Source organism: Streptomyces phyllanthi, from assembly GCF_009377205.1.
Classification (GTDB): Bacteria; Actinomycetota; Actinomycetes; order Streptomycetales; family Streptomycetaceae; genus Streptomyces; species Streptomyces phyllanthi.
Genome location: NZ_VJZE01000666.1, coordinates 1 through 3,651, shown reverse-complemented (window position 1 = coordinate 3,651; position 3,651 = coordinate 1). Strand labels below are relative to the sequence as shown.

Below are 3,651 nucleotides of genomic sequence, written 5' to 3'. Positions count from 1 at the left end.
ACGGCGAGCAGCGGTAGCCCGGGGGCGCGGCGCGCCGCCGGCCGTTGACCGGCGGGGAACCGGAAATCGGTGGCGGTCTCGCGCGGGGGCATGACCGAGAGGGCGGGATATCCGTGCTCCGGCGGTCTGGCACCGGGGGAGGGAACGGTACGTTCAGCGGTCACGAGCGGATGGACTCCCTGCACTCGGTGTGGTCCGCGCGGTGGGCCACCGTGCGCCCGGCGCCGAGGAGTTCGCGGTAGAGGGCCGCGACCGCCTCGGCCGAGTGCCGCACGTCGTGCGCGGTCAGTACGTGGTCGCGCCCCTGGTGGCCGAGGGATTCGCGCAGCAGTGGATCGAGCAGCGCCCGGACGAGCGCGTCGGCCAGCGGGCCGGGCCGGCCCGCCGGCACCAGACAGTGCGCCCGGTGGCCGGGCGGCAGACTCTCGCGTGCCCCGGCCACATCCGTGACCACCACGGGACGCCCGCAGGCCATGGCCTCGAGCGGGGCCAGCGCCATGCCCTCCCAGCGGGACGGCAGCACCACCAGGTCGGCGGCCTGGTACCAGGGGACGGCGTCGGCGACGGCCCCGGGGAACAGCACGCCCTCGGGCGCGAGCCGCCGCAGCCGCCGCTCCTGCGGACCGTCCCCGACCAGCGCCAGCCGGGCCCCGGGCACCCGCCGCAGCACCGAGGGCCATGCCTTGAGCAGTACGTCCTGCCCCTTCTGCCGGCACAGGCGCCCCACGCAGACCGTCAGCGGAGCGACCGGATCGAGGCCGGAGAGCGGTGCGAGGGAGGCGCGTACGGCGGTCACGGGGGCGGGGCGGAAGCGCTCCGGGTCGATCCCGTTGGGGATCACCTGCCAGTGGGCGCGCACCCCTGCGCGTACTCCTGTCTCGCGCTCCGCCTCGCTGACGCACACCACACGGGCGGCCCACCGCGCCCCCCACCGCTCCCATGCCAGGGCCATCGCCGCCGTGACCCCGCCGACCGCCTCGAACGACCAGGCGTGCGGCTGGAACACCGTCGGGATCCGCCCCCGTACCGCCAGGCGGGAGGCGAGCCCTGCCTTGGCGCTGTGGGCGTGCAGGACATCGGGCTCGACTTCCTCGAGGACGCGCGCGAGCCGGCGCACCTCACCGGGAAGCGACGGGCCCGGAGACCGTGTGGCGGGCCAGTCCCGTACGTCCGCGCCGAGCTCCCACAGCGTCTGCTGCAGGCCGCTCTCGGGGCAGGCGACGACGACGTGGAAACCGGCCGCGCGCTGCGCACGCACCAGTTCGGCGACCACGCGTGCGACGCCGCCGTCCACGGGCTGGGTGACATGGAGGACGCGGGGCGCGGCCCCCTGCCGCGTCATGCCGCGCCAGGATCCGAAGGGCTGACTGGCCATCACCGGGCTTGCCCTTTCATGAGGAACATCACGTTTTGCTTGGTTCGCGACGCGACTCTATACTCATATGTCGCTTTTATCGGGTAAGACCGACAAGTGTGTTGGCTGGCCGGACTGCGGGTCGCGTGTCGCCAAAGTGCCTGGCCCGGCTCCCTGTTGCCGCCGTCGTGGCGGGCCGTCGCGTCGCTTCGCGGGGGCGGGTTTCGTCGGTGTCGCCGCCCGGCCGTCGAGGCCGTCGCCGCCGGTGCCGACTTCCCGGGTGGCCCATCAGGCCGTGTCGTGCGGGGTTCGTTTCCGTCCCGCCCGGTGCAGCCGGAGCGCTGTCGCGGGTTTGCGCCGAACGGAGGCGGAGCGGCCGTGGAGTCCGGCAGGGTTTCTCACCAGGGATGACGCCCCGCCGTGCGCGCCAGTCCCGCTACTCGGAGTGTCCGCTCGGTTGCGGAGTGAAGTCACCGATTTCACGGTGGACGCAAGAACCCTGACGCACCACCGTTCGAAAGGAACCTTCATGCCTGCTTTCCCGGCACGGCGCATCGCGTCCTCCGCGCTCTGCGTCACGCTTCTCTTCGGCGTCACGGCCCCCGTCGCACTGGCGGCCGACACGGCGCGGGAGCGCACCCGCGGCGCGTCCGCCGCCAGTGCGGACGCCACCCTGGTCCAGGTCATGTCGCTGCACAGGCTCGGTGAAGTGATCACCGAGGTCACCGATCTGGCGGAGGCGGCGCTCAGTGCGGACAGCGGCCAGCTCACCGCCGCGGAGGCGACCAAGCTGGGTGACGAGGCCAAGGCCGCCATCGCCAGGGTCGGCGGCGCGTTTTCGATGACTCCGGCGACTTCGACGACCCCGAATGTCCCGGCGTCTCCTGCCGCTCCGATGGTGCCTGCCGCGCCTTCGGTACCGGCTGCGCCCTCGGTGCCGGCTGCTCCCTCGGTACCGGCCGCGCCTTCCGTGCCGGCTGCGCCTTCGGTACCGGTCGTGCCTGCCGCGCCTTCGGTGCAGGCCGTCCCCTCCGTGCCGGCCGCTCCCTCGAAGCCGGACGCTCCGTCGGCGTCGACGAGTCCGGCCGCCGTGCCGCCGGCGTCGGCGGGGGCCGCGGCGCGTGCCGAGCGTAAGGCGCCCGCCGACCTGCTCGCCGAGCTGCAGAAGGCCGTGGAGGCCCTGCTCCAGGCGGCCACCTCCGGTAACCCGGCCGATGTCCTTCCTCAGGTCGAGAAGCTGGTGACGGCACTCCTGGACGCCGTCAAGGGCGCTCTGGGCGGCCTCGGTGGCGGGACGCTCCCCGGGCTGCCGCTGCGCTCCTGAAGACGGGGGGCTGTGTCTGGAGCTGTGCCTGAGGCGAAGCAGGCGCAGCTCGGCCGCTGACGTCGTACCGGCCCCGCGGTGGGTCGGTACGGCGCTTCGGCGCGACGCCGGTCATTCGGGTGAGGTTTCGCATTGGATGTCGGAATTTTCAGCGTTCGGGGTTTCTGCGGCGTCCGGGGCTCGTTGGGGGCGGTGAAGCAATTCCCCGTGGTGACTCTTCGAGTTGCCGAAGAAAGGAACACGATGAAGTCTCTGAAGGCTGCCGCCGTCGTCGTCGGCTCCGTGGTCGTGACCGGTGTCGCCGCCCCCGCTGCCGCCGCCGACACCCCGGGGGGCAAGTCCGGCCTCCTCACGGGAGTCGTGAAGTCGCTCTCCAAGAGCGGCCCCCTCAAGCTGCTGCAGCAGAAGCCGCAGGCCCCCGGGACGCCGCAGCGGGGTTCCGCGCCCAGCGCCCCCAACGGTGCCAGGGGCCCCGCCGGCCAGCAGGGAGGCAACGCTCTGCTCGGTGGGCTCCCCCTGCAGCGGGGCTGAGCGGTTCGGGCGCTTTTTTCGTCTCAGGCTTTCGCTCGGACTGTCATCGGGGACCTTCACCCCGGGCTTTGTGCCGGACTTCGTGCCCGGCTCGTGTCTCAGGCGCCTGTGGACGCTCCGGGGCCGATTCCGCCGCGTGCGGGGTCGGCCCCTGAAGCGTGCGGTAGGGCGGATGAGCCGCTTCCGTGCGTGCCCGCGGCGCAGCCACCGCTCCCGGACGAGCACGGTGCCCCTTCCCGTACGAGGAGGAGACAGACGTTGCCAACCAACACACCACCCGAGTCCTCACCACCGCACCCGGCGGACCCCACGAGAGCCGAGCAGGGTGCCCTGGCGTTCCCCGCCGATGTCCCGTCACCGTCACCATCCCCGTCACCGTCCCCGTCGTCATCCGCCGGCGGTCCTCCGGGGTCCGCGGGACGGCGGCGGGTGCTGCGGGGGC

3 protein-coding genes are annotated in these 3,651 nt (G+C 73.2%); 2 read left to right on the top strand and 1 reads right to left on the bottom strand.

Features of this window, described 5'->3' with window-relative positions; all coding sequences use genetic code 11:
* Positions 1–160: 160 nt before the first annotated feature.
* A complete protein-coding gene (locus tag FNH04_RS43045; protein WP_152791681.1) occupies positions 161–1,342 on the bottom strand; it encodes a glycosyltransferase in 1,182 nt (393 codons plus the stop codon).
* Positions 1,343–1,883: 541 nt separating this feature from the next.
* Here FNH04_RS43045 and FNH04_RS48345 point away from each other — a divergent pair.
* Entirely contained in the window at positions 1,884–2,678 is a 795-nt protein-coding gene (locus FNH04_RS48345; protein ID WP_152791680.1) for a hypothetical protein, read from the top strand.
* Between the two features lie 243 nt (positions 2,679–2,921).
* A complete protein-coding gene (locus FNH04_RS43035) occupies positions 2,922–3,209 on the top strand; it encodes a hypothetical protein (RefSeq protein WP_152791679.1) in 288 nt (95 codons plus the stop codon).
* The last annotated feature ends 442 nt before the right edge of the window (positions 3,210–3,651 follow it).